Raw genomic sequence first — 25,952 nt, 5'->3', positions numbered from 1 at the left:
TTATGATGCAAAAGCGATTTTTAGACTTTTCAGACAGCCTCTTTGTAAGTTTTTAATTGTAAGTTGATTATATTTCTTCAGCGTCTTCTAAGTTTTCTATTAGGATAGGTTCTTTGTCTTTAAAATGAAAAGAAACGCCATAAGGTTCGCAAAAGCTGAAACCACCTCCGGCAAAATGCAATATCCATTCTTTGTTGTCATAGAATATGAACTGCGGGCGTTCAAAAGGAACTTCCTGCAAGGGAACGCTTAGCAATCGTTTTTCTTCTTCCGAAAGATGAAAGTCTTCTGAGTCTATCAGCAGTTGTTCTTGAAAATAAGAAAGAGCTTTGGCAACCAACTTATCTGCGCTGTCAAGGATTTGTTCAATAAAAGCAATAGTATCAGGTGCGATGGTTTTACTTTTGCTAAACACAGAAAAAGGCAGCTGTAAAGTTTCTTTATAGAAATCACTTTTCCACTGGAATGAAGCCTCCCAAAAATACTCGTCTCCCACTTTTTGAGAGAAAGCAAGAGTGCCAAACTTGGTGGTATAATTAGATGTGTTCATTGCTTTAACCAATTAATTTCTTCTTTACTAAGGAGAAAATATTTATATACAAAGTTTTCGCAGGCTTCTTGTTCGCTATCAAAAGACTGTTCATCACAGAAGCAACGAGTATCGGCAAGGCATACCACCCATTGGTTTTCTCGTTGCAGAAGACAAGCGTTATCCACAGCTACATTTCCTTGCTCAAAAGTATTTGTTTTAAAATAGCACTGAGCAGGGTTATAGTTCAAGGTTTCTAAAGCTTGTAACAACTCTTTGAATGTGGGAATAGGGAGTTGTTCTTTTATCTGGGCTAAAAGTTGTTGCCTTTTCTTCCTTTCTTGTCTGGTTTTCTTGGAAAACCAAATGAGTATAAACGCCCAAGCCAAAATAGCTATTAATAGAGGGGCAAGTATATTGTAATTCACAAGAGCAAAATTATATTTTTAAATTTTAAACATTTTGTTAATTGTTCTATGTTTATAAGGTTTTAAGTTTGTAGCAGTTTTATACTTTCTTTCATTTTTCTGTAATTGGTGACTTATATCAATCATAGATGTACAAATCTAAATCAATAGAACTGTTTAGTTTGCTTAGCAAATTGATAATATTGTTTTCAAAAACTATTGCTGGTGCTGGCTCTTTATTTGTTTCAACTTTGAAACGCATTATAGATTTTAAATTGTTTTTCTGCATAAATGAAGATATTTCCTCAATTCTTGGGGTTATAATTTTTTCAAGAGGCTTTAAACTATCTTCTACATAAAGAGATATAATATCTTTAAATGAATGTTGCCAAAATGTTTCTGTACTTATCCTAAATTTTAGTTTATCACCTTTGTAAGCAAATTCGGTAGGGGATATATTTATGATTTTGGAAAACTCATCTATATCAAACATATCGCCATAAACAATAAAAGTTAATTTACTTCGTGTCATTCTATTCGTAAAAGTTTTTAAGTTTGTTTTTTTCAAATTCAGCGATAGTGTTATCGATGATTTCTTTGATCTGGTAGGAGGCAATGCCTATCGGTATCTCTAAAAAGCCACCAACTTGGTGGCTTTTTGTAAGCTCCTGATAATAAAATAAATACCTATATAATCACACTTTTCCATTTTTCAGGGTCTCTGTTTTCTGGTAAATACTGTTCTTTGATAGTATCTAAGAGCCAGCGACCTTCTATAAGTTTGTACTTGTACTCGCGCTTGTAATTCATTCCTGCATAGACCCTATCGGTAAATATAGAGGCTTTTTTACCTGAGATTTGCACTTCGGTGATGGTTTCTTTAGAAGGGTCGTAGTTAGGAGGAAAGGCGTGACTAGTGTACTCAGCGCCACCGTATTTGCGTTCGCGATTGGTTACATATTCCTTATAAATAGGGGTGCGCAGCTGGGTTTGTTGCTTACAAAAGTCTTCCCAAGAGAGCGTTTTCTTTTTCTCAACTTCTTCTTCATCCACTCTGTTGGCTTCTGTTTCCCAGTCGTACATCGCTTGCAAGAAAGCAGTGAAGCGCTGGCGTAGGGTTTGTTCTGTTTCTGTCATTTTGGATTATAATTTTAAATTGTCATTTTCGTCAAACTCCCAAAAAGGATTATAAGCAACTTCAAAGAGGTAGCCGTCCAAGTCCTTGAAATAGCCGCTATATCCACCCCAAAATACTTTTTGAGCTGGCTTGACAATAGTAGCTCCTAACTCACTGACCTTGGATAAAACAGCATCTACTTCCGATTCTGATTTGGCATTATAACTAATCGTTATTCCCGCAAATACACTTGACTGATAAGGTAGCGTAGTATCTTCGGAGAGTTCTTGTAAAGGATATAATCCTAATACAATTCCTCCCAAAGGGAAAAGAGCATACTCCTCCATACTTTTGTCCGACTTCTGCCAGCTTAAGTTCTCATAAAAGGCAAGTGCTTTCTTAAAGTCGCGGACACCTAAAGTGATAAGTGTAAATTTCTGTCTCATTTTATTTATGGGTTAAAAGTTCTCTCTCTTTCTTTGTGCCAAATCCGCCATTCTTCAGGGCAATGGTATTTATCCATATATTCCTGTTGTGCTTCGGGGGATAAGGAGTACCAATATTTTAAAAAAGTATCTCTATAATGCTCTTGGTATCCCTGATTCCAGCGAGGAGTCCCATAGAAACTATGAGGAAAGACTGTCCAAAACGGAAATACTTCTTTATAACACTCCATTTCTTTCTTAAAAGTCTCTCTTTTGTCTTCTTCATAGAATGCTATTTGTACAAAAAAGAGTTTGTCAGCTTCTTGGGTTATCTGTAGCTGTCCTTTACTAAGGGAATAAGGTGCTTTGCTAAAGAAAAGCCTAATACTTTTCGGGCTGACTTCTCCTTCCGCTGCCTCTATACGCTTATAGAGAGCTACAGGGATAAAGAAATCATACCTAAAAACCGGATAGGTTTTACAAAAGAAATCTTTGAGCTTTGAGAACATAATCTTGAGTTAACTAATTAACACTTCTCTTTCCTTCTTGGGGACTTTGGCAAGTACTTGGTCGTAAGAGTGCTGTATCATCTCCTTGATAAGGGTAGGGGGTAAGCCTTCTAAAAGCACAGTATTCCAATGTTTTTTGTTGAGGTGGTAGCCCGCTATAATCTTGTCGGGGTATCGCTCGCGGAGTTCTATCGCGCGCTCGGGGTCGCATTTGAGACTCACCCGCAAAGGTACTGATTCTAAACTTGTAAGCACAAAAATACGATTACAAATCCGAAATACTAAAATATCCTCGCCAAAAGGCATATCCTCAGTAACGTGGGGCAAGGAAAGGCAATATTCTCTAAGTTCTTCTAAGTTCATTTTGTTTAGGTAAGAGATAAGAGATAAGAGGTAAGAGGGGGCTCATTCCTCATTATCAATTCAGCACACACGTGTGCCAAATTTTTAATATCAGTATTTTTTTGTTGTTGATTTACTTTTATATATCAATACACACTACTGATAAGTCTTTTTTCTTATTGCGAACAATGCCATAAAAACGATTTTTATACCAAAGCATTTGTTGCTCATAATCAATAGTGTTTTTGCCAATGTCTAATGAATGAATGAACTCTCCAGTTAAGGCATTTATAAGTATAGGTTTTTGTTTTTTATCACTTATGATGATACGTTCTCCACTCCGTACAAAGCGTACTGTTTGTCCCGTATTATAACTAAATACCGTCTGTCCGTTATTCAGTGAAATTCCATAAAAATAACCTCCTTTGCCTGCCGTACCAAAATACAAGATACCATTATGTTCCTCTATTTCAGTGTAAAGATAAGCAGAGAGTTTGTATTTCCAAAGTGTTTTTTGGTTTTGTTTATCTCGGCAGCTCATCATAAAGGGAGATTGCATAAAAACTTCTTTATCTCCAAAAGAATAGACTTTAGCATCATTGAGAATTCGCTTTTGAGGGATAACGCAGAAAGATTGTTCTATCACTTCATTTTCAGTAATTTCAAATACTTTATTGGTTACAAAAATGTTGCCGAGTTTATAGTATTCAATGAACATAAAAAGTTGTTCGTCTTCCCAATAATAGTATACATCACTACTATAGCAAGTTTCTTCTTCCTCAAAAAAGAAAGAAAGTCGTTTTTGTGATGTAAAATCTTCTGAAAAGATATCTACAAGAATATAACGATCCACATACACTCCGTTTTTCACCATCTTTTTAGAAACATCAGCTGAGGCAAATTGCAATACAGCTATTTTCTCCTGAAAAGGGACAATATCTACCACCCTATAATAGCGAAAAGGGTTGTTAAAAGTATTTAAGGTATGGAAGTTTGTCATATATTACTCAAAAACTAAAGGGTTTTCAATAAAATGGTTTCTTTAGGCAGTGGGTTATACTTATTTAGTAATGTTTCTTCCTCTCCTTCGTGTAGCAAGGTAAGAAATGTATAACAGCCTCCAGATGTAAGTTTTTTAGTATATTCTCTAATTTCTCTTTTGTAAATTTTCTCTAACATCTCCGCTTGTTCTTCTGTTAAATAAGAGCGATGGGTGCGAAGTGTCTGACGTAGATTTTCATAAAAATCACCATAACAGATAAAACTGATGTCGTGAAAATGTGCTACTGACCGTTTTATTAATTGGTAAAAAATAAAGTTCTGCAAATTGCCTGAAAGGATATCTACCTCTCCATCTTCTCTAATAAATACTACACTTGGTTCTTGTGTTGGTTTTTCTTTGTTATAACAAAAACAATAAACCATATAATCATCTACTACAGCCCTTGCAAAGGGAGCGAAGAAGACCTTTTGGTTCTGAGGATATTGTGTTAAATGCTTATTTAAAAACTCAAACTCTTTTGCGAGTTGTGAGGGGGTGAGTACCTGAAACCAATCTACATACAGAAACAAAGGTGGGTTCTCTTTCAGTTTAGGATATTCCTGTTCTAACCACTCCTTATTAGGCAATCTATCACCATTTTTGTATTCCATAGGACAATAAGAATGATATGGATATTTTGCGCCCATATCCAGCATTCCACCTTCCCAAAGCTGGTGATATAGTTTGGGGTACTGAAAGCCATAAGTTTGTTCTATTTGTTGTAATGGGTTCATATTGCTGAAGTTTGATGTTAATTTCTCACATATCTTCCCCTATATCTTTTAAGAAGCTATCTATTGCCTCAAAAGAGTTTTTAGAAGAAGAAGCATATATTAATTGACTGCCCTTGTCTAATATAGCAATACTATCTGTGGTATCCCCATAAAAGTCGGCTCCGTCTAACCAATGATGGAGGGCAAAAGGTTTTTTGGGAAAACGTTCTTTTATAGCTATCAATTCCTCAGGAGTGATATATTTAAAGCCTTCATAAGCATAAGGAAGCGCAAATACAGCTTGCAAGTGAGCTATAGCCAACAAAAATTCAGCTAATGTATCACATTCCACTTGCCAATGTTGGTGAGTAAAGTCGGTACTCATATACACCTTAGGATTAGCAGTATCTAAATCTTCCTTTGCGATAGCCCACAAACAGCAATTTTGATTTTCTGTATAAAAAACAAAATAGTTTGGGTCGCTGAAAAGAGTAAGGTTATCCTTTGGAGTTACCAAGTTATCTTGTGTTTGGTTCAGAGCTTGATGCTTTCCCAAAGTAGTGTAATAGTTGTATAGCAGTGTAGGCATTTTCTCTATCACCTTGAAGAAAGGTTGCATCTCTTCATCGGTAAAACCACAATCTTCCTCTAAACCAAAGAGCGTACGGATTTGTTCAAAAATGTTGCTTTCTTCTATTATATTAGATTTCGTTTTAGTCATTGCTATATTCAAATTGTTTTTCTTCTTTCGGAATGGGAATAAACTTGTTACACAAAGTATCAAACTCTTCTCGCGAAAGTAATCCTATATATTTTTCGGTGTATTCCCTATCATTAAATGTATAGGTGTAGGTAGAGGCAAAAGTTTTTCTTTTATAAATATCTTCTACTATTTTTGCTTGCTCCTCACTTAAATAAGGACGATGCGTACGGAACATATTGGCTATTTCGGTATAAAAAGAATCGTCATCAGCAAGGAGTTCATCTATATATAATACGCACTCCAATAAGCCATAGAAAATAAAATTCTGAAAGTTATCAGCTAAGACATCTACATTAATCCAATCGTGAGCAAATACTACCACCCAAGGTTCAGGGAGAGGATTTTCTTTATTGTAAAATAAACAATAATAGTCGCCTGCTCCATTCTTTCCAAAAGGAATGAAAAGGAACTCAGGTTTAATTTTATAAAAACTTTCGGCACCATGTAAGAATTCTATTTCTTCTGATATTTCAGAGAGTTCTAAAATTTCAAAATCCATACGCCCTTCTAAAAGTAATGGTGGATTATCTTTGATTTTAGGGTACTCAAGTTCGAGCCAACGAGCACCAAATTGTCCCCAATTGAGCATACCATCCTCATAAAGCTGGTGATATAGCTTGGGGTACTGAAAGTTATAGGTTTGTTCTATTTGTTGTAATAGGTTCATATTGGATGTTTTTTTTATGCTACAAATAAACTTTATGCTCTGTTACTATTTTCTGTAATTGATGGTACAGAAGAGCTCGTGAGGGGAGCTTAGGATTAACTCAATTGTCGCGCCAGTGGTGCGACAATTTGAAAATCTACTTTTTTTGAATGAGCAGTCTGTACTGTGTCCAGTTCAATTGCGAACGCACTGCGTTCGCAATTGGATACATCCGATAAAATCGGCGACTTTGCTCTAACTGTCTTACCGAAAAACCACTGCCATATAAAGGTGTTAGCTCTTCGGCTAAGTTACGGATAAGGTAAGCTCCATAGTCGGCGCGGTCTTTGCCCTGTTGCTCTTCTTCAAATATACGCTTGCCTAAGAGCCAATACATTTGCACCCTGCTGAAATCAACACTTCGTATTGCATTAGTACGTGCCGTTTCAATAATCTGAAGGATTTCTGTATAAAATTGTTCGTCTTTGTTAGCCTCTTCTTTTTTCATAGTATTAGTTTGTTAATTGGCTCATTATTCATAATACCTTCCTAAATCTAACAGATGTCCTAAGAAATGCCAGTCGTTAGGGATGGTTTCATCTTCACCTATATAATCACATAAACCTCGTGCGCCACACTCCAAGAGGTCTAAAGGATTGAAATTGTACCAATCATAGCCCGTTTCGGAGGTGATGCCAAAGGAACGCATTTCGTTATGAAGTTCTTTGTCTTTCATACGGTGGAGTTCAGCTATCTGAAAGAGAATAACTGCTTGGGTATAAGCAAAGGCGGAAAGATGTTCAGTCTCTTCGGGCATTGAGCGAATGCTTGTCCACTGCTCCTCATAAGTAGCAGTCTTTGCACTGAATGCCTCCTTAAGCAGTTCAAGGCAAAGAGTAGGGGAGAAGGGTGTGTTTTCGTGTGGAGTTACAATCCTATATAAAGCCAATAGATAGGCTTCTAAATCTCTGTTGGTTACTTCTTTAGGAAGCAGTTCTATACAGTTGTAAAATTCGTCGTAGGTCATAGAGATAATTAGCAAATGGGTGTTTCTTATTCATTAGCGTATTCAATGGTTCGTTCTACAATCAGGTTGGTATAACGTTTGGAGTATTCGATGCGTTTCTCTATCCAATTGCCGTGATTATCATAGCGATAGGTGTATTTGCGAGTATAGACTTCGCCTTCTTTGTTGCTAATTCGCTCGAAAATTTCGTTGTTATGCTCATCAAAAGTGGTTTCAGTTATTGAATAAGGTTTGGGGTCGCCTATATCCTGATGGGCAACATAAATTACATTGCCTTTTTCATCAAAACGAGTTATGGTAAACATAAAAGGCTTGCCATTGGCTGAAAGACTGGTATCGACTTTTTCGGTATCACTATGAAATTCAGTAGAGTGATGAAAAATCTTTTCTCCCGTAGTTATATTTGTATAATGATTATCTATACATCTGCCTTTGGCATCATATTCGAGTTGGAACAAGTATTGGTAGTCAGCAGTGCGAGTGAGCTGACTTATGTTATTACCGTGTGCATCGTATTCGAAAGTAACAGTTTCTTTCCATTTGCCATTTTCATAAGTAATACATTCTACCTTTTGTTGTAGGTCGTTATAGCGGTATTGTTTTTCCTCCCAACAGTCGGTTAGCTCTTCATCTTCAGGGTCGTATAGGTGAGAACTCAAGCAGTTGCCGTGAGAGTCGTAGGTAAAGAGGAAGTGGTATTCCTCGCCATAACAAGCTTCTACAAGCTTACCTTGCTCATTGTAAATGAGGGTTTCAGTATAGTCTTCTAAGAAGTATTCTTCTCCTTTTTGCCACTGACCATCTTCGGTAATGACAGCAGCATAACAATGCGATTCATCTCGTTTTATCTTCATTTTTTAAGGGTTATTTTAATGTTTTTAAAAATTCCTTACCTTTATCAGTAAGGTAGTATTGTTGCTTGCTACTTGTGGGTTTATCAGGAATGGTAAGCGCTACAAAACCTTGTTCTATGGCAGGGTTGAGATAGTTTTTTCTGAAATAATCTCTATTTTTCAAGCCTAATTTTTCTTGAATTTCTTCTCTATAAGATACTTCTTCCAATATATTTAATAAATCTTTGACTTGCATGGTAACTTGCATGGTACTTGCATGGTACTTGCATGGTACTTGCATGGTACTTGGGGGGTACTTGGGGGGTACTTGGGGGGTATCTTGCGCTTCTTTTTCCATAAGTACTTGTAAATCTTTATCTATAGGGAAAATCACTCGCAAGGTGTTTTCCATAAACCTAAAAGATTCTTTAGGATAACTCTGCAAAATACGTGGAATACCAGAACCTAAATGTTCTACTAACTCTACATCGCGGAAGATGCGCATCAACTCTTTGTTGCGGGGTATAGAAGTGCCTGAGAAGAATTCTTCTTGCGAAATACCATAAGGGAGTCCGCCACAAGAGGTAATAACCAATCGGTCTTTAAAAATCTCGAACTTAGGGGCTACTTCATAGGTATAATCGTTGTGAACAAAGGCATTAATCACAGCCTCACGAAGGGCAACAGGATTCCAAAGGCGACGTTCTATACGCTGTTTGTAGGTTATCTTGGTGAAAGTGCGGTTCTCAAGATTGAGTTTGTCTAATACCTGCTGAGTTGCTTTGATAAGAGATTCGTGTCCGTACTCTTCATTCTGTACCAAATCAACTTGGTTAGTACCTGCATAGCGTGCTACTCTCACCGATATATTATTGATATCGTTCATTAAGTAAGCTACATAGTTGTAATCGCCATCTTCATTCAAAAGTTCTAAATTTCTTGCAAATTGCTCGTTAAGGGTTTTACCCATCGATTGGTAATAGATTTGCAACTGCTGGAAGCGTAAATCTTTCTTTGGAGACCTTATCTTACCTATTGAATAACGCGTACGCTTGGTAAACAACTCTTCTATTTGTCGGGAGGGCATAGGTTCTGAAGCACTGCCTATACGGATGAAAGCCCCTTTTTCTGAAAGCCCATATTTCTTGATGTAATAAGGTTTTTCATATCCTCCTGCTACAATGATTTTAATTACATTCTTATCATTACGTTTTTCCAAAAGAATATCAAATAACCCCATACACGAGGGGAGAATATTATTTTTAAAGCGGTCTTTGAGTTCTAATTGTACAGCATCGGAGTTAGGGACACCAATGTTTTTTCCTGTTTTATCAATGCCGATATAGATAAAACCACCTTCATTTGTATTGAGAAAAGCAACGACTTCCTTTTCTAATTCAGGGGTAACTTGTCGCTTGTATTCTATGTTTTTGGATTCAATCATTGTAAAATGAGGTTTTTATAGGGCAAAGATAGTGATAATTAGCTAATTTAGCAATAAGCTAATTAGTTAATTACCGAATTACTTTTCATCATTTTGTATTTCTTCCTTTCTCCTTCAATAGTAGCCACTACTTCAAAACCGAGTTTTGTATAAAGACCTTTAGCTATGAGGTTGTCATCAAATACATTTAGGCTAATAGTATGAATACTTTTATCTTCAAAAAGCATTGCAATAAATAACTGCATTGCTGAGGTGCCTAATCCTTTTCCTGTAAGGGAAGGATTGATAAGAAATCTACCAATATGTACGTTCCTCTCTTCTACTCTTATTTGCTGAATCATCCCTATAAAACTACCCTCTGCCTCAATACGAAAACAATGAGATAAAGCATTGAGTGCTTCTATGGTAAGAGGATAGGGCAAAGCATCTCCTGCCCATTGTTGCAAGAAATCAGTTCCTTTGCTATTTGTCCAGCGTATAATAGCTTGCTTATCTTTAGTTGATAACCCTTCAGTTATTCTCATTTTATCAAACAAACTTATTTGCTTTTTAATATTATTTAATCAGATGGTTATCTCTACCATATTGCTATCAGGGTCAAGTATCACACTCTCGTAATACCCATCACCTGTGGTGCGTGGGGCACTAAAGCAGGTATAGCCTTCATCTATGATTTTCTGAGTAAGTGCTTCAACAGCCTCCTTGCTTCCTACACTGAAGGCAAAGTGTATGATCCCTTCACTCGTCACCTTGTCCAAAGGTTCACTGAGGTTGGGTCTCCACATTATTTCCAAACGAGCGCCATTATCAAAACTTAGAAAGTAGGTGCGTAATCCTGTTTTAGGATTATGGTACAACTCGTTTGATTTTGCCCCGAAGAAAGTCTCATAAAAGGCTTTAGAAACTTCCAAATCTTTTACATATAAAGCGATGTGGTCTATTTTCATAATAACAACTTACTTATTGATGGCTCAATTTTCTGATGAGGTAATCAGTTAATTTTTATCTTCAACTAATACCGACATACCCGGTCTTAAATCCTTTATTTTTTGAGTGGGGTAGGCTTTGATAGCAAAAGTTTTCTTGTCGAAATCACCTTTGCTTTTGGTAGCTGTCCAAGTGGCGAAATCGGCTTGTACGGCTATGTGTTTTACTTCCAATTCTATCACTTGATTGCCCAAAGCGGGTACGATACCTTTGAATTTAGTGCCTATCTTGAAGTCTGCCATTTTATCTTCGCGTATGTTGAACACCACCCACTCGTCTTGGGTATCGATGAGGTTCATCACAGGATAACCCGCATTCACGATTTCGCCTTCGTTGGGGATAATGGTTTGTATCTCGGCATCGGAAGGAGCGAACACTTTAGCACCATCTTTATAGGCATTTACCTCAGTGATGACCCCTTACGCTTGAGCTACAAGCGCTTGGGCAGCGGTTTTATCCTCTACACGAGCTCCGTTTTTCGCCATTTCGTATTGTGATTTGGCTGCTTCGGCTTGTTTTTGTAAGGCAACCATTTGGGTATAAGCCTCGTCTTTCTTTTGAGCAGGCAATACCTTATCGTTATAAAGGTTGCTCACACGCTGATAGGTTTTCTCAGCGAGCTGGGCAGCCGCTTCGGCTTGTTGCCATACATTGTAAGCCCCTTGAATCTGTTCGCTACGAGCACCGCGTTGTGCTTTATCGGATTGAGCTTGTGCTGCCAAACGTGCCGCTTCGGCTTGAGAGAGTTTGGCATCGAGTTCGGTGCTTTCGAGTTCCAAAAGGAGGTCGCCTTTGTGCACTTGGTCGCCTTCCTGCTTGTAGATAGCTTTCACCCTACCAGGTACTTTGGGGGCAACGTTGATTTGTTTGGCTTCTACTTGTCCTTGCAAATATACAGGTTCGCGGTTACTAAAAAAGTAGATAGAAAGAATAAGAACTACTGCAAATACAGTGATTGTTACAATAAGACCGGTGATGTTTTTCTTTTTCATTGTTTATTTAGTTAAGAGATAAGAGTATTTGTGTCGCGCTACCTTACTTGTTCGCTGAATTTATCGCTCATTCCACAGGTTTCTAATAGCTGAGCGAGGGTTTTATCCATTTCAAAAAGGGCTTGGTAGCGTTTGATTTTGATAGACGCCAAATAAAGGTTGGCATCGGCTACATCGGTGGAGGTGGAGAGACCTTCGGCGAAAGCCTTGTCGCGGGCACGTACGAGCTCTTCGGCAAAACGCAAACTCTCTTCTAAGCTGAGGTATTGTTCACGTTGCTTTTCAATCTCAGTGTACTGTTTTTTCACTAAGGTTTGTACGTCTTTTTCGGCTTGTGCAGTGATGAGCTCTACACTCTCGCGCATTGCTTTGGCTTGTGCTATTTTGTTCTTGTCCTGCAAACCGTTGAAGAGATTCCACTGTAACCCTATACCCACTACCCAGTTATCGGGTTCGGTTAAGGGGAGGTTTTCGCTCCACAAATACTTTTTGCCTACTACGGCTACATCGGGCAAATAAGCGGATTGTTGCGCTTTTACGCTTTGGGTAGCCATTTGGGCTTTGAGCTTGGCTTGCACAATCATAGGGTAGTGCTCTTTGGCTTGCTGTTGGTAGTACTCGAGCGATTGAAGAGGTGCCACCTCAAAAAGTTCGGTGGTGAGGGCAGTGAGTGGTTGCTCGGTAGTGCCCATTACGCCATAGAGAGCCGTTTGCGCTAATTGTATATCCTTTTCAGCAGCCATCACCTCACGCTGGGCATCGGTAACGGCTTTTTTGGCTTGCAAAACTTCTACGGAAGCTATCATTCCGTTCTTTTCAAGCTTTTGGGCATTTTCATAGTGATGTTGCGCTGTTTCAAACGACTGTTTTCTCACTTCCAACGCTTTTTGAGCTAACTGTACTTGAAAATAACGCTCAGCCAACTCACTGATGAGGGCATTTTCGGTTTTTTTGGTTTCTACAGTAGCTATTTCGGTGTTGAGCGCACTCACACGGTTGCCTACACGTACCTTTCCGCCAGCAAAAAGCACCCACTTAGCATCGGCACTCACTTTCCAGATGTCCTGCTCTTGGAACTTATAGCGCCAATCTTGGGCAAAGAGCGGTTGCACCCTGCCGAGTAGCGGGGCAAATAGCGGACGCATAGGCGCAGGTATTTGGGAGGCAAAGCCTTGTAAACCGTTTTGTATGGGTGCTTTATAGTCGTTGAAGCTGAGATAGAGCGGGTCGGCGAGGTGCATATAGCTCGCATTGATGCTCACTTGGGGCAGATAGAGCCCACGGAATGACTTGCGGTTATAATCGGCGGCTTCGGTTTGTTTTTCGATGCCTTTAAGTTTTTGGTTGCCTGAACGCATCTGGCTAAGGGCTTCATCAAATGAGAGTGATTGCGCTCGTAATGAAGCTGTTAGCCCTATTGCGAAGAGGCATAGTAAAGTGTATTTTTTCATAAAAGAAAATATTTTATTTCTACGGGGCAAAATTACAGCGTTTTTCTGAGGTAGAAGAATAAATAAAGTAGAATGTTTTTAAGATAGATTAAAAAAGAAGCTTAGTCGTTAGTGGTTGCAACCAAAAAATGTGTCACAACCCTGACCACTGACTTCTAACCCCTATAATAGTCTCCCATAGTTGCTTTTGCAGATTGTCCCTCACATACCCAACTCCAAGTATTCGCTGGCTACGGGGGAACGGGGGTAAACTAAAAACTATGCTTTTAACGGCAAGCTCTACCCCTATATCAAAACAATCGACTTAGGCTGGGTGACCAACCCCAATATTGATACCGAACTAGAAAATTATGTCAGTTTTTACACCGAACTCTCTAAAGGGGAAAAATTTACAAGCAATGATGGTATATTCTGGGTCGATCTTAACAACAATGGGCAGCAAGACGAAGGAGAAGATGTTGAGAGTAACGAGAAAGAACTTAGTTTCGTGATAGATAGCCGTGTGATTACCATTTATGGGGGTCTTTTCAATTTGAATGTAAACAATAACAAGATAAAAGCGGTAGATGTCTCACATTTGAGTGCCTTAAAGAAATTAGACCTCAGTAATAACTCTCTCACTCAATTAATTCTTAATGAAAGTAGGCTTGAGCAACCTGATATCAGAGAAAACAACATAATGAACAACCAACTCAACAAAGCTACTATGGAAGCCATTGCAAAAAGCTTACAATAAAAAGAATATAATAGCAGTGCTAAAATTATACTACAAGATCTCAGCAGTGGTAGCCCTAAGAGCAACGAAATCAGTCCAGAAATATTGTCTATAATAAGGGAAAAGAATTTTATACCTTGCTATTACAAATATGGTAAAGTAGAGCCCTATAAATAAAACTCATTTCCTTTTCCCAAGGTGGTTGAGTTTTTTATTTTTTAGTTGTTGTTAGGCTACAGCCGTAAGTTTTTGTTTTGTCGAAAGTTAAAGTATAGTGTTTGCCGTTATAGGTGAATTGTAGTTCTATGGTGTTGGGGTGGTTCAGCACTTGGGCGTTTGGCAAGCTTGAGAGGCTGAGGTCGCCCACTTGGAGCAGGTGCATAAAGTAATCGTCGTTGGCGGCGGTTTTTGGGCTTACTTCCACACGCCAGTGCCCCAGCTCAGGATGGTCAGGAGGGATACGTGCCGCGCGCATATTGTAACCGTAATCTTGAGGGGTGAGCACGGGTAGTGGCCAGTTGCGCCCATCGGACCAGAAGTCTTTGCCAGTGCCGCCTACCTTAGTAAGCACGGCATCGGTGGGGTAGAGGGTGCGGCAAATCATCTTGCCCTCGCGTGAGGTTTCCGAAAATTCGTTACTTCCTTTCATCACTGGTTCATTGATAGTGTGCAACAAGAATTTTTTAGGATAGTTTTTATTGGTAGCGTTCACTCTATCAAAAATTACAAAAAGATCGGGGTAGAAGTAGATAAATTCGCGCATTACTAAGTTGGTTTTTTGAGAGTTATAACTTTCAGTAGCATCCGATGCTACATACACGTAGTCATTGGTAGTGCGCATTTCTTTCAGTACTGAACCAGTCATTTTATATTGACCGCCGTCGTTGGGAATGGGCAAATTTTTAGCTTCGTTGGCAGCACCTTCCTTAATGCCCCAATAGAGTGGAAATTGTTCGTTAGGCATCCTGATAGTGATGCAGTTATGGGCTACTGTACGCGGATAGTAATGCGAGAGATGCCAACTGGGTTCTGGGCGGGTACCTGTATCTAAAGCGCGATAGCCATTGCGGTAAATGGTAAAGTGATTGTTGTCAAAATGTTTGTGGTAATTAGACTGCGCACCTGTTACTAAAACGGCATAAGTATCGTTATCACCTGTTCCCGAGCGCATTATCAATTCACCTATTCCCTTGTAATACACGGTGCCTTTGCCCGAAAGTCCGCTACTGGGGCTACCTTTGGGTACTTCTTGTAAAAAAGGCATAAAAGCCATACGTTCATAGTGATGTTTTTTGTTTATTTCAGCCAAAAGACGTTGCAAATCAGGGGAATTACCATAGAGTGTTGCTATTTCGCGGAGGTGGTAATTGATATCCTCTTCAGGTAACAATCCGTCGTAATGAGCACTGTCGGCAAGTCCAAATTCTTTGTTTTTAGGCAAGCGATTCCAGTCGATAAAATCCAAATACTTCAGCACGTAGTTCATTTCGCCTTTTATATCTACTCCTGTAGCGGCGTGATAAGAACGGATGAAATTGAAATCAAACACAGGATTAGCAGCTACAGCATAGCCCATACAAGCCGTAATCACGCCAGGGCCACCGTTGGCATCGGCGATTTTGCGGCGGTAATTCACCACTTCCCAATTCAAAGCCAAGCCTTTTTGAAACATCTGTTCACAGTGTACATCGTCAAAACCATCGTTGAGGAAAGCAATACCTATGTAGTAGGGTAGCCCTGCTGTGCCGTAAAATCCCGTATCAATATCTCCTGTATTCTCGCGATTGCGCACGGGTCGCAGCTCTTTGCCGTGCCAAGCAATGTTGGTCATTATATTGTAAAGTGGGCGACCTATTTGTTCGCGTTCGGCAGGGGTCAAGCTGTTATACACCCAATCATAAGCACACAGCACACTGATTTGTGAAAACACGTACCAGTCGATATTCAAATTGTGCTCAATGCGCAAATGATAATAATCTACAATTTTAGGTAAAGTTTTCTTTACGTAATCCAAGTACTTTGTGTCTTCCGTAATGAGGTAGAGCATCGCTACTTGTGATATTTTACTCACTATCACACTGTTGTCAAAAGGAGTTGTTACCAAAGGATTGTCAAAGTGAAAAGGTTCTGTTATGAACTTATCCATATCCTTTTTAGTCTGATTAAAATACGCTAAGTTAGAGGTTTGTGCTCGATTCTTGATTGCGGGTATGTCCTCTTTGGTAAGGAATAGACGCGGGTGTTCTGGGCGAATTTGCCCGATAATATGTTCAGGGACAGTGGGTTCACTATCTTTTCGGCAAGATACCATAGTGAACATACACAACGCTAAAAAAACTACTTTTTTCATAATGATTATTATTTCTTTCTAAAGCTACGAAATTACAACATAATTTGAAAATTAGCAAAGTTTTCTATCTAACAACTACTTTCAGAATTCTTTGAGTGTTTTCAGTAATTTTAAAGCGCTCATCCAAACGCTTGCCTATAACCCATACAATGTCTTCTCCACTGCACAATAACCATTGGTTTTCACGTGCTACCTGACTGTATTTTTCATCGATAAAAAACTTGCTGAGTTTCTTCTTTACTCCCAAACCTATGGGATAGAAAAAGTCACCCGCTTGTTTTTGTCGGAGGGTGAGGGGAGCGGTGAGTTTATCGGCATCGATAAAAGCAATATTGGGGTCACCTTTGGTGATGTGGAATGGGGGAGTGAGTTCCTCATAAGTAAGTGTAGGGGGAAGACTTTCAGCAGTGAGTTCTTTTAGCCAAGCACCTTTACTATCTTTTACGAGAGAGTGAGTAGCCGAAAGGAGTTGTTTGCCCGCTTCGGCATTGAAGAGGAGATTTTTTAGGTCTTTTACATTGCCAAAACCATAAGGATAGAAGAGTTTGTGAAGCACCAAATCAATTTCGGGGGCTGTTTGTAGTTTTTTGGTATTTACAAATATAGGTTGAGAACCTTCTAAACAAGATTTTCTCCATTCTTCTATATAAAAGTCAATAAATCGCGCCGATTGATGTAAATATTCCTGCGTTTGGTTGAAATTCTCTAAATAATTAGGGTGTACCGCCGCCATTTGTGGGATAATCTCGTGCCGAATGACATTGCGTACATATTTATTGCTCGCATTACTGCTGTCCTCACGCCATTGTAGTCGATGTGCTTCAGCATAATCGTATATCTGTTGGCGTGACCATTGCAGTAGCGGACGCACAATTTTATCGGTTTGCTGCGGGATGCCCAACAGTCCGTCCAAGCCACTGCCACGAGAGAGGTTTATCAAAAAAGTTTCGAGGTTATCGTTTGCGTGATGTGCCGTAGCAAGGGCATCACAATGATGTGTTTCCAAAAGCTCATAAAACCATTCATAACGCAACTCACGGGCAGCCAATTGGGTGTTGAGTTGGTGTGCTATGGCGTACTGATGAGTGTCAAAACGCTTTACTTCCAGCGGGATGCCGAGCGTTTTAGCAAAGTCGTGCACAAAAGCCTCATCGCCGTCGCTTTCCTCCCCACGCAGTTGGAAATTGCAGTGGGCTAATAATAATTCAGTACTGTGAGAATGTAGCAAATGCGTGAGTACCACGCTGTCAATACCGCCACTAATAGCGAGGAGTATTTTTTTATTTTTTAGCTGATTTAGGGTGTTCATAGGGTAGTTTTATCAACATTAGTTTCTTCCACCACTGTTGCCAATCCTTTTTAGTGGGGTTTTCTGCTAAGGGTACTATATCTCCAAAAAAATACTTTACACTTTTCATTTTCATTTTAGCTAAATCTGAAAGTGCAATCATATCAAGCTCTTCTTCAGTTCTTTCAGTGTCATCGGTGAGATAAAGTCTTCGAGTGCGGGTGATAGGTACTTTCTTGTCATTGTCTAAAGCTTCAATCCACTCAGGAAGATCGCGAAAATCATAGTCGTTTCTTTCAAAATTCTCTACTGAAAAAACTTCTACTTGTTTGATTTTATTCATTGTTGAAAGAGGTAAGTTTTGAGGATAAGTAGAAGACTTTTGATCACAAGAAGCCTTTTTGCTGTAGTAGCAATCAGGCAGATTAGGGATAGGAAGCAAATCTAAAGTGATGGGAGTGTTGTATATAAAGGTGATTTCTCTATCAAAAAAAGGATAAATCAAAATAACTTTTGCGCCTAATTTTTTAGCATCTTTATCAGAAAGTTTTAAGAAATACATTCGGTCAAATAGCATTCCCTCAGGAAAGTATATGTCTCCTTTTTCCAATACAAAAAGTGTTTTTCGCAATTGCTTAGAAGGTTCTTTTGTAATAAAATCTTCTTTAAATTCTCCTGTAACAGTAATAGATTTTTGAGCTGATACACTGAGTGTTAGAATGCTACAGAGTATTAAGACGATGTTTTTCATATACAACTCACAATTAAATTCATTAACTTATCTCTTACCTCTTATCTCTTACCTCTTATCTCTTAACTAACCCCAAACCTCGCACTGGTATTCAATTTTCCTATCAAACTTTTTGCTACCTCACAAGGATACGCTTTTTTTCTATATTGGCGAATAGGCTGTATCCCCACAATGCTATTGGTAAAGAAAAGCTCATCGGCTTTTTGGAGTTCAAAAGGCGAAATAGAAGTCTCTACCACCTCGTAATCTTTGGTTTTACCAAGGGTTTTGATGAGCATCTTGCGGATGATACCATTGAGAGCGCCATCGGTGAGAGCAGGGGTTTTGAGGGTATTGCCATTTACTACAAACAAATTGCCGTCGAGCATTCCTGCAATACTCTTGTTGCTATTGAGCAAGATACAATTATGATAGTCATTTTCGTCGGCAAAAATGCGCCCCAATACATTTGCGTTGCGGTTGAGGTGATTTACATTAGCAAGCAAGTCGGGTTGTACGAAGAAATCTTTGAAGAGTTCTACCTCGTAGGGTTCTTCATTTAGTACGTAGAAAGGGTTTTCAATAACTTTGGTTTCGATGAGATAGTCAATTTCATTAGAAGTTCCCTCTTTGCGGAAGATGCTCAATCGCACTTTTGCAGGTTTGGTTTCTATACCATTGGCTTTGATGAGGTTGAGTATTTCTTCTTCGAGGAATTCCATAGCAAAGCTCATTGGGATATTCATACGTAAAATGCGCATACCTGCCATTAGGCGTAGGTAGTGTTCTTCCCAAAAGATGAGTTTTTGGTAGCTGTATTTACAAATGTCGTACACGCCATCACCATAGCGGAAGGCGCGGTTGTGAATGGTGAGAAAAGGGTCAATCTCACTGATAATATTGCCGTTATAATTAATTTTCATTGTTGCTTTTTTAATGCCTAACACCTGAAATCTAACACCTAATTTGCACCTATTTTAGCTTTGAGGTCAGCTATTTGCATTAACCATAATTGTTTAGCTTCTTCAATTTCATTGCTGGGGGCAAAATCGGTGATAGCAAGGGATACTTCTTGAGTGAGGTCGTTCACTCTAATTCTAATTTCAAAATAAGTAGCAGCCTCTTCATCTTCTTTCCAATGAAAGCGGATGTGGTCATCTAATTTTTGGCGTAGTAGTTGGGCAGTTTCTTCAATGCCACTCCACACAAAAGTATAGGTATCCTCGTTAGCACGCACATCATCGGCATACCACGATGCGAGTCCGGCGGGAGTAGCAATATACTGGTAAATCAGTTGAGGAGAGGCATTTACAGTCACTTCCAATTGATATTTTTCTTTTGTTTGCATAGATGATAGCAGTTTATTGGGCGCAAAGTACAACATTTTTTTGAAATAGCAAAATTTAGAAAGAGTTAGTTGTTAGAAGTCTAATTATAACACTAAAAGTTTTTACTCTCTTTTAACACTTGTTATGAATGTAATATTTTTATTCTCAGTCACTAATATTTAAAAGAATTACGACGAATAACAGAAGCGAAAAACTTTAAAAAAACAGGAGTTTTTAGACTTTAAAAGTAGATTGCAAAAATGTTAAATATTTAAAAATGAATATAAAAATTTAATTTGGAAAAAAAATTCACAAAAAGATTTGTGTTCTATCAAAAAAGTTATACTTTTGCGCCCGCTTATTATGTTTTATACCCAACAACAATATTTTCAATAACATATCAATATCTCTATTAAATAGAAATTAATAAAACCAATGGATCGACAAATGATGTCAAAAATCTTTTTTAAGTGGGTAATGTTTACCCTTTTAATTCTTCCAATAGTAGTAACAGGGCAGGTTATCAGTGGGATTATTCCTCAGAGCCCTGTACATTTTGCTAATAATGCTGATTTTTCGGTAGGTACACTCACTATTACTTTCAATATGCCTGCAGGTAAAACTACAGGTGAGTTGGAGGTAAGACTTGCAGCTGGTATTGAGTATATCTCTGGTTCTGTGGCGGCTACGGGGGGCACTATAGCTCTCAAAGCGGGCTCTACTAATGCCAATAAACCAGTATTTACTATCAATGCTGCTGGTGGAGCTACTGTAGTAGTAAGCTTAAAGCGTAAGGCTACTAAAGCTGTGCTTACTAATTCTGAACTTGCTACAGGTTTGTTTGATGAAGCTGTGCTTACCATTGGTGGTGTCTCTACTAATCCGCCCGCTAAAAATACACAAGGTTACAATTTACCACGTCCTACCCTTACAGTACAACAACCTGAAGGAACACAAGGGAATGCGGCGGGAACACACAACAAAGAATATGAAATTCAAAATACAGGGAATGGAATAGTGCGTGATGTGTACTTTTCTATTGCTTATCCCTCAGGAGTAACAGGCAATTCGGTAGCCTATAAAATAGGAAGTGGTACTTATACTGCACTCACTCAGGTAGGTACGGTACCTACTGGTTTCCCTAATGCAGGCAAACCCTTGTACAAAGCACCTGCGGTACATTTGGCTAAAGGGCAAAGTGTGAAGATACGCGAAAACTATACCGTTACAGGTTGTACCAGTGGGCGACAAATAATGTACTACGCCTATTGGGGTGTAGCCTCTAATAACCTCTTTGAGAGTAGTCCAGTAGCCAGTAAAACCCTCAATATCGATTCAGGTAAGCCGTTAATTGATTTAGATAGAAATAATTCTAACAATACCTATTTTACTTGGGGCGATGGGCTTTCAGGCAATAAATTAGGTACTTATACGGTTAGATATCATAACATAGGTACAGGTTTGAACCCTACCGCTTCTAAGATTAGAATTAAACTTTTTGAACGACATATAGGTGTTTTTCGTTCGCATAAACCTACTAACTTCCGCTTAGTATATACTGATGGAGGAGTGGAAAAAGAGATTCCCATTCCTGCGACAGCTATTAGTCAACCGGTTGCTAATCAAGCAATAATTATCAGTTTTGACAATATGCCTGAACTATTGGCTACTCACACTACTTATGGCAGCAAAAATATAGGTTTTACTGATGAAGATGGCGATGGCTATCGCGATGAATTAAAAAAGAGTGCAGGCTTTACTCTTCGTTTTGACTATGTAAAGAATAACGGTATTACTTGTTTATCTTCAGGTTTTAAAGAATTCCTTATCAACCCAAGTTCTGAAATGTACTGTGAAAATGTTTGTGGCGTTCCTGGAGATAATGGGGGTGCCTATCTGCACGAACAGACTTTTGAACGTTTTGTAAATGGAGTGTCTGACGGCTCCTATTTTCCTAAGCAATTGGTAGAAAATGTATCTAAACAAGGTTATCTTATAGCCAACTTCAATGTTTCGGGCTACACCCATAACCAACGCCTTAAAGGAGGTGCTTCTCTTCAAAATCCTCGTTTGTATAAATACAAAATAAAACTACCTTCTGGAATAGAACTTAAAAATGTGAAGTTTCACAAAGGATTTAAATACGGTACAGCTACCGAAGCACCCACCTCTTTAGGTAATGTGCCAGCAGGAGGAGAACTCACTTATACTACAACTACTACAGCTTATGGTTATATCACTTTTGATATACTACTAACTAACTGTTCGGGTACCAATGCTAGTATAGATTATAGTGTTTCGTATTTAGATAAAAATGGAGCTACCAATACCTATTCTGAAATACCTTATGTATGTAATAGTACGGTGATTAATACCGTTTGTACTACTTCTTGTACGGTAGATGGCCCTACGATGCTTAGCACTAAGATAGAACGTGCTGATAACTCTTACGGTTGGAAAAATTATACAATGGCAGTACGCCAAACCCGCGAAAAAGTGTCAGAACTACAACGCCAGCGTGCACTGTATTTAGACGATATAGAAGTGATTTCTACCGGTAAAGAGCTAAACGTACCGACTAACAACCTTTATTATCACGCTTCTTTTTCAAAACGACCAGGGTTAAAACCTAAATCAATTGTTTTTACAATGGGTACCCATTCGGTTACTTTAGCGGGTACTACTGCCGTTAAAACAACGGTAGGCGATAGAGATAATTTCCGCTGGGATCTCACTTCGGCACTACCTACAGGAGGCATCCCTGCTAACGGTACTTTTACGGTAGTAGCTACCTATCAGGTTACTAATAATAGCGATACCGATAGAGCCAGTTCTCACGACATAGAATCAGGTGGTGAAAACTTCTTCTATCGCTTAGATAATCCAGCTACCGATACCGCCCTTAACGTACAAGGCTATCATATAGCCCAAAAACACTGTGGGGTAAACCTATATGCTACTTTCTTTTACGCCAACTTGTGGAGCCACCTCAATACTAACACCTATTATGTAGATGGTTGTACCCCAGCAGCTATAGGAGCAAGTAACCAAGTGTTTGCAGGACGTCGTTTTGATTCAGGAGGTAACTATTTCCTCGATGAGTTCCGTCCATCACGTTTGATAAAAAAACTGACCTTTAAGATACCGAGTTCAATGAATTACGTAGCTAATCCAACCTATGTATACCGACAAAAGTATGGTACAGAATCATCACCTATTCCTTTTGTCCTTACTTTGGTGTCAGATGACGGTACCTATAAAACCTATACCTATATAAACCCTGCTAAAGGACAGTCAGGGCACTTACCTGCGGGTGAAATATCAGTAGAAAACTTCTACGATAGCTACATCAAAACAGCCTTACAAGCTACCTGCAAAACTAAAGTGTGGGATAACTTTACAAAATCAAAAGCTAATAATATGCTGGTGAAATCGGAAATACAATACGAAGATTTCTACTATCATTACGCAGCACAAGGAGGCTCTGATGTCAGAACCTATGCAATGCCTGAAGGACAAACAGCTGTATTCCACCGCTATAAACCTGATGTAACCCTTACCACTCTTACCCCACTAACGGTAAAAGTGAACAAGCGCGAACAAGATCTGCGTTTTAGCTTGGCAAACTCTACCCAATCTGATGCGCCTTATAGCTGGGTGTCTATTCCTGATGTTACAGGGGTAGAGATACTTTCGCTTACCGAAATAGATAACGTAGGGGCTCACGTGCGCACCTATACTGCCCAAACTAGCATTTCGGGCGAAAAGATGTTCTTCTTAAACCAAGGAGGTGCACCTGGTACGATTGCTAAAAATGCCACTCGTTATTTTAAGGTAAATTACAAGATTACCAACTGCAATGCTAACTACGCGCTAAAAGTATACGCGGGTTGGAATTGTAACGGAAACCCTATTGGTGGCTATAAAAGCACTTGTAGCGATAAATCTATCACCTATAATATTTCGATAGCTAAAAGCAAAAAAGAAATAGCAGCCGACCCATCTAACCCTGGTTATCACGATCCTAACAAAGTAGGTAGTATTTCTATGTGTGCTAAAACACCTTATAGTTATATTATCAATAGTGCCGATGAAGGGGATATTTATGACGCTAAATTGGTAGTTACACAAGCAGCTGGTATTACTTTCCACGATATAGAAGTGGAATATCCGCTTGGTAGTGGTGTTAAATATAATACTACTACCCCTGTAAATGGTAAAAAAATAGGACATACTATCACAGGTAGTAAACATACCTTTGATATTAGTGCCATCTTGCCAGGAGGTAGCTTGCCAGGGTCACTATCAGAGCCAACAATAGCTGCTAATCGTCAGCTCAAACTTACCTTTAAGGTAATGCCCGATTGTGATTTCTCAGCTGGTTCTTCTTTTGATATTGATATTGAAGGCAATGACCTCTGTAGCAACCCTGCTTCTGGCGATAAAAGCCGTGCTATCATTGCGGGTATCGCTGGCGTAAATGTTAATAAATATAATATTACCCTTGATCCTCTTACCTATGTAAGTGGTAATGGAACCCAATGCGATTCGGGAGTAGTTTATAAAACAAGGGTAACAGTAAACAGTAGCGACCCAACTTTTGCAATGGGTAGTAACGCTCGTTTGAGATTTACCATCCCTGAAGGGTATGAGTTAGCACCTTCTTATTTAAATAGCTTTAATAGAACACCTTACGGGCCTGGAGCACATTGGTCTAATCCAGTCAGAAAACAAGCTGAAGAACGCACTTTAGCCAGTGGTAGTGAATTGGTATTAGATATTCCTGCTGGAATGTCAAACGGACAGTTCTTTGAGTTGAGTATTAAGATAGTACAAAAAACTAATACACTTATAGATTGTGGTACTCCTAAAATCCTAAAAGCATTCACAACCGATACGGTTACAGGCGTAACTTGTAGTCTTTTACCACCTCCAAGTACTTGTCCTGCACTAACGGTAGGAACTTCGCTCGAAAGAACAATACAAGTGAAAAACGATCGCCCTGAACTCTCATTTAAAGATATTAAAGTTACTACTGTACCTCAAAGCGGTAAAGAAAAACTTACTATTAAATATAAGGTAACCAATGCAGCTACCGCTTCAGCTACTCTTACTGCGCGTCCTGTAGTGGCAAGCCTTTATTACGATGCTAATAACAACGGTCAGGTAGATAGCGGCGACACTAAGCTCACTACCTATACCGCTACCGAAACTTTGAACAAAGGAGTTACTTCACCTGAAAGAAGTTTTAACTATTTAGCAGACCAAAATAAAGTATGTCGCTTGCTCTTGGTACTCAAAAATGAAGATAATGTATGCCTCTGCGGTGATGTAGCTACTAAAGTAACGGCTCCTACCGAGATTAACGGATTGGTGAATAGCCTTACTACTTGTGCTACCGATAGCGTAACCTTCCAATATAGTACACAAGCACCTGCTTATGCGGGCTACGAGTGGAAGGCGGTAAGTCCAGCAAATGCATTGGGTTACTTAAATAACATCAATACGCCTACCCCTACCTTTGCTTATACGGGAGCTCCACTTAGCAGTGCGCTAACCGTTACTTATAACTTAGTAGTAAAACGCACCAACGGTTGCGAGGCTACTCAAACAGTAACGGTATTGGTGAAAGCGGTACCTGCACCTGCGCTTACTGTATCACCTACCTTAGTAGTAAGTTGTAAGGATTCTAATGTAACCACTGCTATAAGCAATTGGTTGCAACAAGCAGCTACAGCTACTGTTAGTGCACCTTGTGCTACCATCGCGACCCTTACTCATAACTATGAGAGTGTGAAACCTGCCAACCTTTGCGAGGCTACTGTTGTAACAGTTACCTATACCGCTAAAGATAATTTTGGCAATACCACTACTAAAACTACTACAATTACTATTGTAAGTGTAGAGGCTAATAGTGAAACAATTACAGTAACTCACGGAGCTATAGCTACCACCACTACCCAAACGGTACTCACTAACGACAAGGCAAACACGCGCTCTGCTACTACAAGTACGGTCAGCTTAACGGTTACTACCCCTGCAGTAGGGGCAACCGGCAGTGCTACACCTACGCTCAATAGCAATGGTACTATTACTGTACCAGCAGGTACTAAGTCGGGTACTTATCAAATAGGTTACCGTATTTGTACTACGCTTGCAGCAGTTACCGCTTGTGATACAGCTACTGCTACTATCGTAGTAGGTACTCCAACGATTACCGCATCACCAGATACCTTTACTTTAACTACGGGGACCAGCACCAAGTCAGTAATTGATAACGACCATATTGGCACCGCTACCACTACAACCCACAT

25 protein-coding genes and 1 pseudogene are annotated in these 25,952 nt (G+C 39.2%); 2 read left to right on the top strand and 24 right to left on the bottom strand.

All coding sequences use genetic code 11. The annotated features are described in order from the left end of the window. Nucleotides 1-67: 67 nt before the first annotated feature. The 19 genes and pseudogenes from I7X29_RS14685 to I7X29_RS14595 form a co-directional block, all read right to left on the bottom strand. The gene (locus I7X29_RS14685; protein ID WP_198475754.1) at nucleotides 68-550 is read right to left on the bottom strand and encodes a hypothetical protein; all 483 of its coding nucleotides are present in this window, start codon (nucleotides 548-550) and stop codon (nucleotides 68-70) included. After that, complete coding sequence (locus tag I7X29_RS14680) at nucleotides 547-957, bottom strand: hypothetical protein (RefSeq protein WP_198475752.1); 411 nt, start codon at nucleotides 955-957, stop codon at nucleotides 547-549. Before I7X29_RS14680 ends, I7X29_RS14685 begins: the two co-directional genes overlap by 4 nt. Nucleotides 958-1,075: 118 nt before the next feature. Then, nucleotides 1,076-1,504, bottom strand: a complete 429-nt coding sequence (locus I7X29_RS14675; RefSeq protein ID WP_225883779.1) for a DUF4279 domain-containing protein — start codon at nucleotides 1,502-1,504, stop codon at nucleotides 1,076-1,078. A 119-nt stretch (nucleotides 1,505-1,623) separates the two neighbouring features. Beyond that, nucleotides 1,624-2,073 carry an NTF2 fold immunity protein gene (locus tag I7X29_RS14670; protein WP_198475750.1) on the bottom strand — a complete coding sequence of 150 codons (450 nt, stop codon included), beginning with the start codon at nucleotides 2,071-2,073 and terminating at the stop codon, nucleotides 1,624-1,626. Between the two features lie 6 nt (nucleotides 2,074-2,079). Next, entirely contained in the window at nucleotides 2,080-2,499 is a 420-nt protein-coding gene (locus tag I7X29_RS14665) for a VOC family protein (protein ID WP_198475748.1), read from the bottom strand. A gap of 5 nt (nucleotides 2,500-2,504) precedes the next feature. Continuing rightward, nucleotides 2,505-2,987 (bottom strand): hypothetical protein, encoded by a 483-nt coding sequence (locus tag I7X29_RS14660; RefSeq protein WP_198475746.1) that lies wholly within the window; start codon nucleotides 2,985-2,987, stop codon nucleotides 2,505-2,507. Between the two features lie 9 nt (nucleotides 2,988-2,996). Then, on the bottom strand, nucleotides 2,997-3,350 hold the full coding sequence (locus I7X29_RS14655; RefSeq protein ID WP_198475744.1) for an MmcQ/YjbR family DNA-binding protein: 354 nt from the start codon (nucleotides 3,348-3,350) through the stop codon (nucleotides 2,997-2,999). A gap of 118 nt (nucleotides 3,351-3,468) precedes the next feature. Continuing rightward, entirely contained in the window at nucleotides 3,469-4,329 is an 861-nt protein-coding gene (locus I7X29_RS14650; protein ID WP_198475742.1) for a LamG domain-containing protein, read from the bottom strand. A gap of 14 nt (nucleotides 4,330-4,343) precedes the next feature. Continuing rightward, nucleotides 4,344-5,105 carry a hypothetical protein gene (locus I7X29_RS14645; RefSeq protein WP_198467203.1) on the bottom strand — a complete coding sequence of 254 codons (762 nt, stop codon included), beginning with the start codon at nucleotides 5,103-5,105 and terminating at the stop codon, nucleotides 4,344-4,346. 25 nt (nucleotides 5,106-5,130) lie between these two features. Then, nucleotides 5,131-5,805, bottom strand: coding sequence for a hypothetical protein (locus I7X29_RS14640; RefSeq protein WP_198475740.1), 675 nt, complete (start codon nucleotides 5,803-5,805; stop codon nucleotides 5,131-5,133). Beyond that, the gene (locus I7X29_RS14635; RefSeq protein ID WP_198467205.1) at nucleotides 5,798-6,514 is read right to left on the bottom strand and encodes an SMI1/KNR4 family protein; all 717 of its coding nucleotides are present in this window, start codon (nucleotides 6,512-6,514) and stop codon (nucleotides 5,798-5,800) included. Before I7X29_RS14635 ends, I7X29_RS14640 begins: the two co-directional genes overlap by 8 nt. Before the next feature lie 136 nt (nucleotides 6,515-6,650). Further along, nucleotides 6,651-7,001, bottom strand: a complete 351-nt coding sequence (locus I7X29_RS14630) for a DUF1016 N-terminal domain-containing protein (protein WP_198467206.1) — start codon at nucleotides 6,999-7,001, stop codon at nucleotides 6,651-6,653. Between the two features lie 24 nt (nucleotides 7,002-7,025). Continuing rightward, nucleotides 7,026-7,520 carry a hypothetical protein gene (locus tag I7X29_RS14625; protein WP_198475738.1) on the bottom strand — a complete coding sequence of 165 codons (495 nt, stop codon included), beginning with the start codon at nucleotides 7,518-7,520 and terminating at the stop codon, nucleotides 7,026-7,028. A gap of 26 nt (nucleotides 7,521-7,546) precedes the next feature. Continuing rightward, a complete protein-coding gene (locus I7X29_RS14620; RefSeq protein WP_198475737.1) occupies nucleotides 7,547-8,374 on the bottom strand; it encodes a hypothetical protein in 828 nt (275 codons plus the stop codon). Between the two features lie 10 nt (nucleotides 8,375-8,384). Then, nucleotides 8,385-9,797 (bottom strand): Fic family protein, encoded by a 1,413-nt coding sequence (locus I7X29_RS14615; RefSeq protein WP_198475736.1) that lies wholly within the window; start codon nucleotides 9,795-9,797, stop codon nucleotides 8,385-8,387. Between the two features lie 62 nt (nucleotides 9,798-9,859). Then, the gene (locus tag I7X29_RS14610) at nucleotides 9,860-10,321 is read right to left on the bottom strand and encodes a GNAT family N-acetyltransferase (RefSeq protein WP_198475734.1); all 462 of its coding nucleotides are present in this window, start codon (nucleotides 10,319-10,321) and stop codon (nucleotides 9,860-9,862) included. 39 nt (nucleotides 10,322-10,360) lie between these two features. After that, nucleotides 10,361-10,744: a VOC family protein gene (locus I7X29_RS14605; RefSeq protein WP_198475732.1), complete on the bottom strand. Its 384-nt coding sequence runs from the start codon at nucleotides 10,742-10,744 to the stop codon at nucleotides 10,361-10,363. Between the two features lie 48 nt (nucleotides 10,745-10,792). Next, nucleotides 10,793-11,776 (bottom strand): annotated as a pseudogene (locus tag I7X29_RS14600) (HlyD family secretion protein). A gap of 38 nt (nucleotides 11,777-11,814) precedes the next feature. After that, nucleotides 11,815-13,227 (bottom strand): TolC family protein, encoded by a 1,413-nt coding sequence (locus tag I7X29_RS14595; protein WP_198475730.1) that lies wholly within the window; start codon nucleotides 13,225-13,227, stop codon nucleotides 11,815-11,817. 313 nt (nucleotides 13,228-13,540) lie between these two features. Between I7X29_RS14595 and I7X29_RS14590 the strand changes: the two genes are divergently transcribed. After that, a complete protein-coding gene (locus tag I7X29_RS14590; protein ID WP_198475728.1) occupies nucleotides 13,541-13,963 on the top strand; it encodes a hypothetical protein in 423 nt (140 codons plus the stop codon). A gap of 190 nt (nucleotides 13,964-14,153) precedes the next feature. On the opposite strand, the gene I7X29_RS14585 is transcribed toward I7X29_RS14590, so the two are convergent. From I7X29_RS14585 to I7X29_RS14565, 5 genes are all read right to left on the bottom strand, one after another. Further along, nucleotides 14,154-16,292 carry a heparinase II/III family protein gene (locus I7X29_RS14585; protein ID WP_198475726.1) on the bottom strand — a complete coding sequence of 713 codons (2,139 nt, stop codon included), beginning with the start codon at nucleotides 16,290-16,292 and terminating at the stop codon, nucleotides 14,154-14,156. A 64-nt stretch (nucleotides 16,293-16,356) separates the two neighbouring features. Further along, a complete protein-coding gene (gene tilS, locus I7X29_RS14580; protein WP_088593585.1) occupies nucleotides 16,357-17,601 on the bottom strand; it encodes a tRNA lysidine(34) synthetase TilS in 1,245 nt (414 codons plus the stop codon). Then, nucleotides 17,573-18,331, bottom strand: coding sequence for a hypothetical protein (locus I7X29_RS14575; RefSeq protein WP_198475724.1), 759 nt, complete (start codon nucleotides 18,329-18,331; stop codon nucleotides 17,573-17,575). The genes tilS and I7X29_RS14575 overlap by 29 nt, the downstream gene beginning before the upstream one ends. A gap of 62 nt (nucleotides 18,332-18,393) precedes the next feature. Further along, on the bottom strand, nucleotides 18,394-19,233 hold the full coding sequence (locus I7X29_RS14570; protein WP_198475722.1) for an aminotransferase class IV: 840 nt from the start codon (nucleotides 19,231-19,233) through the stop codon (nucleotides 18,394-18,396). Between the two features lie 38 nt (nucleotides 19,234-19,271). Then, on the bottom strand, nucleotides 19,272-19,658 hold the full coding sequence (locus tag I7X29_RS14565; RefSeq protein ID WP_198475720.1) for an START-like domain-containing protein: 387 nt from the start codon (nucleotides 19,656-19,658) through the stop codon (nucleotides 19,272-19,274). A gap of 427 nt (nucleotides 19,659-20,085) precedes the next feature. Here I7X29_RS14565 and I7X29_RS14560 point away from each other — a divergent pair. Continuing rightward, nucleotides 20,086-25,952, top strand: a 5,867-nt coding sequence (locus I7X29_RS14560; protein ID WP_198475718.1) for a gliding motility-associated C-terminal domain-containing protein, incomplete at its 3' end; no start/stop codon positions are given.

The organism is Capnocytophaga periodontitidis (assembly GCF_016126015.1).
Classification (GTDB): domain Bacteria; phylum Bacteroidota; class Bacteroidia; order Flavobacteriales; family Flavobacteriaceae; genus Capnocytophaga; species Capnocytophaga periodontitidis.
The sequence above is the reverse complement of the archived record's forward strand: the minus strand, read 5'-3'. Positions and strand labels throughout refer to the sequence as shown.